Source organism: Segatella copri (assembly GCF_026015465.1).
GTDB classification, from domain to species: Bacteria; Bacteroidota; Bacteroidia; order Bacteroidales; family Bacteroidaceae; genus Prevotella; species Prevotella copri_E.
Window position 1 is genome coordinate 1 of record NZ_JAPDUQ010000008.1, and the last position, 3,170, is coordinate 3,170.

The 3,170-nt window shown below is 41.9% G+C and carries 4 protein-coding genes; all 4 read right to left on the bottom strand.

Annotated elements, in window-relative coordinates:
• Window positions 1-101 precede the first annotated feature (101 nt).
• The 4 genes from tnpC to ONT08_RS16355 are packed head-to-tail and all read right to left on the bottom strand — an operon-like array spanning window position 102 to window position 3,085.
• Window positions 102-2,039 carry an IS66 family transposase gene (tnpC, locus tag ONT08_RS16340; protein WP_264960373.1) on the bottom strand — a complete coding sequence of 646 codons (1,938 nt, stop codon included), beginning with the start codon at window positions 2,037-2,039 and terminating at the stop codon, window positions 102-104.
• A gap of 34 nt (window positions 2,040-2,073) precedes the next feature.
• Window positions 2,074-2,409 (bottom strand): hypothetical protein, encoded by a 336-nt coding sequence (locus tag ONT08_RS16345; protein WP_118155416.1) that lies wholly within the window; start codon window positions 2,407-2,409, stop codon window positions 2,074-2,076.
• On the bottom strand, window positions 2,406-2,738 hold the full coding sequence (gene tnpB / locus ONT08_RS16350; protein WP_118201877.1) for an IS66 family insertion sequence element accessory protein TnpB: 333 nt from the start codon (window positions 2,736-2,738) through the stop codon (window positions 2,406-2,408). Before tnpB ends, ONT08_RS16345 begins: the two co-directional genes overlap by 4 nt.
• A gap of 2 nt (window positions 2,739-2,740) precedes the next feature.
• The gene (locus ONT08_RS16355; protein WP_117587496.1) at window positions 2,741-3,085 is read right to left on the bottom strand and encodes a hypothetical protein; all 345 of its coding nucleotides are present in this window, start codon (window positions 3,083-3,085) and stop codon (window positions 2,741-2,743) included.
• Window positions 3,086-3,170 lie beyond the last annotated feature (85 nt).

Genomic DNA, 3,170 nt, shown 5'->3' on the forward strand with positions numbered 1-3,170 from the left:
GTAAATAACCGTTAGAACGTAACTACTGATTTTCAGCAGTTAGCACATCCAACATTTTTCAAAAAAAGCATATTATTAATTGGTATTGCCAAAGCTACCTATTAGGCAGCCTTAACATTCACCTTTTTGTTCGAGTTATAATTACATGGGATTAGGGACATGAAGTCTTGCTCCCCCTCCATCAGTCGGGTGAGTATATCTTCTATATAATCGCCAAAATTAATGTCATTCAACTTGCAGCTCTCAAAAAGTGAGAACATAAAAGCTATGTTTTCCGCACCTAAATGGCTACCGGTATGCATCCAGTTTCGCCTACCCATAGCCAAGTGGCGGAACATTCGTTCGACCGCATTGTTATGCATCTCGACACGGCCATCCTGCAAGAACACCTTGAAGGCCTTCTCGTCATCAAGTACATAGTTGACTGCTCGCTGAACCATTGCACCATAAGAAGAATCAAGCTTCATCTTCTTCAACAACTTCATCAACTTGCCAACGATCGATGCACTGTACTTAAGTCTAAATCGGCGTCGCTGCTTTGCAGTATGCTTGCGTATCTTCGACTCTCGCTCTATCTGGAAGAGGTAGTTCATCATCAAGATGATTACACGCACACGATGGTCAGAGATATAAGCATCCACGAAGCGATGGCGGGCATGGAACCAGCAAGCTGTACGCACCAGTCCCATTTCCTCCAAATCCTTCTCAATTGTCTCATACAAGACTGCTCTGTCTGCAGTAAACACCCTTATGCAAGAGTCCTTGAAGATGGCATCTTCCTGCACACTGTGACTACGGCTACCCTCCTTATATTCCATCACACAAAGCTTGGCTTCCATGGAGAGGGCAGCATGGATGTACTCCACATTGTACTTAAACTTATCTTCCTTACTCTCACGACTGCGAACCACGATTCTTGACTCGTCATTCTGGGTATAGACACACTGACGGATACGCTCAAGCATCACAGGCCCCAAGCGTTCACGAAGATAAGTCATGATTTGCTGCATCCAACCGTTCAAGGTTGACTGAGCTACCTTCATACCCATCTGTGACAACATATCCAACAAGCGGTTTTCGGAGAGATGATAGGCAAACTTCGACTCCAGATAGAACCTACAGAAGGATGGCATCAAAGGATTACCCTTGATGATACTCTGAGGATACTTGCTGCTCTGAGGATCAGAGCCAGGTACATTAAAGCGCGCTATCTTGTATTCCTTACAATAAACCTCTTGTTTCTGATAGAAGAACAGACGGACTACCCACATGTCCTTCTTACCCTTACGTATGATAACCTTTGCATTCTCAGGAAGATCAGATTTATCTATGCCGAAGGACTTCAAAACTCTAGCTGTTGTAGTATAACGCTTGCGAGGGAGTTGACTATCTGATTTCTGCTTTTCTTTTTCTGTTTTCTTAGGCAGTTTTACAGCTGGTTGCTCTGGGGCTGAAGATGCCTTAGACTCTTCATCCTTATGCTTTTCATCCAACGCCTCGTCAGCAGCATCACTGATTTTCTTTTTCAATCCATCAAGTCCCAACTCATTGACCTCTGCGTCGGATGTATCCAACACACCATTCAAGAGATTGGTCATATCTGAGTTATGAGCAAACTTTCTATGAAGGAGAACCTCGATGATAGTTTTATAATCAACCTGAGCCTTGTCTGCTATATCCAACAAGGCATTTGCCTTTTCATAATCATCTGCCTTGGAATGAAGTCGAGATACCTCTGCTCGTAATTCCGAGTTATCAGATTCCGCTTGGGTCAAAGCCACCTCCAACACATAGATACGAGCATTTGCATCTGATAAATCTTCGCTTAACATAGAGATACGCTCGTTTGCCTTGTCAAGTTCCTCCGACAACTCTGTATTACCTTGCTCAATCTGCTGTTTGAGCAAGCCAACAAGCTGTTTGGACTTGGCAAGGTCATTGCTAGCTTTAGTCAACATTGACTTATACGTAGCAAGCTGCATCTCTATATTACTCTTGTTATTTATCATGTTTACAAAGGTACTAAATTTCTGCGACATATACAACTATTTCTTGTTAAGAAAAGTTATACAACTACTTGTTTTTCAGAAGCTTATAAGATTTCAGAAACAACTTTTCCTCGTATTCCTTGTTTTTCTTTTCCAAAGTTTCTTTTGCTGTCAGAAGAGATTTGCGCTCTCTCAATAGAGCAAGCAGAGCTTCCTGCTTGCCCAAAATATACTCTTGTATCTCTACCATCACATCCATGATTTCAACCTGACGCAGATTCATTCGAGAAATTTCCTCTCGAATCGCCTTTTCATCAGATGAACCTTGCTGTAATGAGACTTGAAGCTCTGCAACACGAGACTGCATACGCTTCAGTTCTGCATGCATGGATGGTATCAAACTCTTAATATCAGTATTCATAATATGATTTCCGTTTGTACGGATGTTGATAGCAACAGTATCAATGTCTCACGGCTTATCTTATGACAGCGAGCTGCCTCCAAGAAACGAGGCTTGAGAAACTTACCATCATCAAACCACTTCTGGTATAAGACAAAACCATTGATATCATAATGTAATATTTTAACCTTGCGGTAATCCTTGGAATAGAAGATGAAGGCTTCATCATAACTATAAGGATCATGCTGCATTTTTTCACGGATGATTCCTGCCAAGCCCTCACGACCATTGCGCATATCAGTTGGCGTGGAACTCAAATAATAAGTTGTTCGAGAAGTGAAGTTCAGCATGGCTATGACATTTTACGCAGCAGTTCTGCAACTGCAAACAGGTTAGTACACTTGATTTCCATCTCATCACCTGTCGGAGACTTCAATATCAGTCTCTCAACTTGCCAACCTGCAGGAGTTTGTTGCTCGGGAACAAAATTCTCCTCAACTGTCAAAGCGATAAACTCACCTTCGCCTAGCTTCTTGTTTTCATCTGGTTGAAGCTTATTTGAACGATATGATTTCTTAAACTCAATGAGCCAGTCATAATCCACTGCCTCATCCTTACAATACTTGCGCAAGCTACGACCTTTACGATTTTGGTTGTAATCCTGCATCACTTTTTCGAAATATTCCCTTGTTTCCATTATCAAACTGTTTTGATTACGGATGCAAAGGTAATATATTATATAGGTACCGCCATACGGGCTAATGGTGATTTACGATTTACCG

Excerpts from the sequence above, each read along its gene's own strand:
- ONT08_RS16355 (WP_117587496.1), bottom strand. The coding sequence starts at position 3,085 with ATGGAAACAAGGGAATATTTCGAAAAAGTGATGCAGGATTACAACCAA.
- ONT08_RS16345 (WP_118155416.1), bottom strand. The coding sequence starts at position 2,409 with ATGAATACTGATATTAAGAGTTTGATACCATCCATGCATGCAGAACTG.
- tnpB (WP_118201877.1), bottom strand. The coding sequence starts at position 2,738 with ATGCTGAACTTCACTTCTCGAACAACTTATTATTTGAGTTCCACGCCA.
- tnpC (WP_264960373.1), bottom strand. The coding sequence starts at position 2,039 with ATGTCGCAGAAATTTAGTACCTTTGTAAACATGATAAATAACAAGAGT.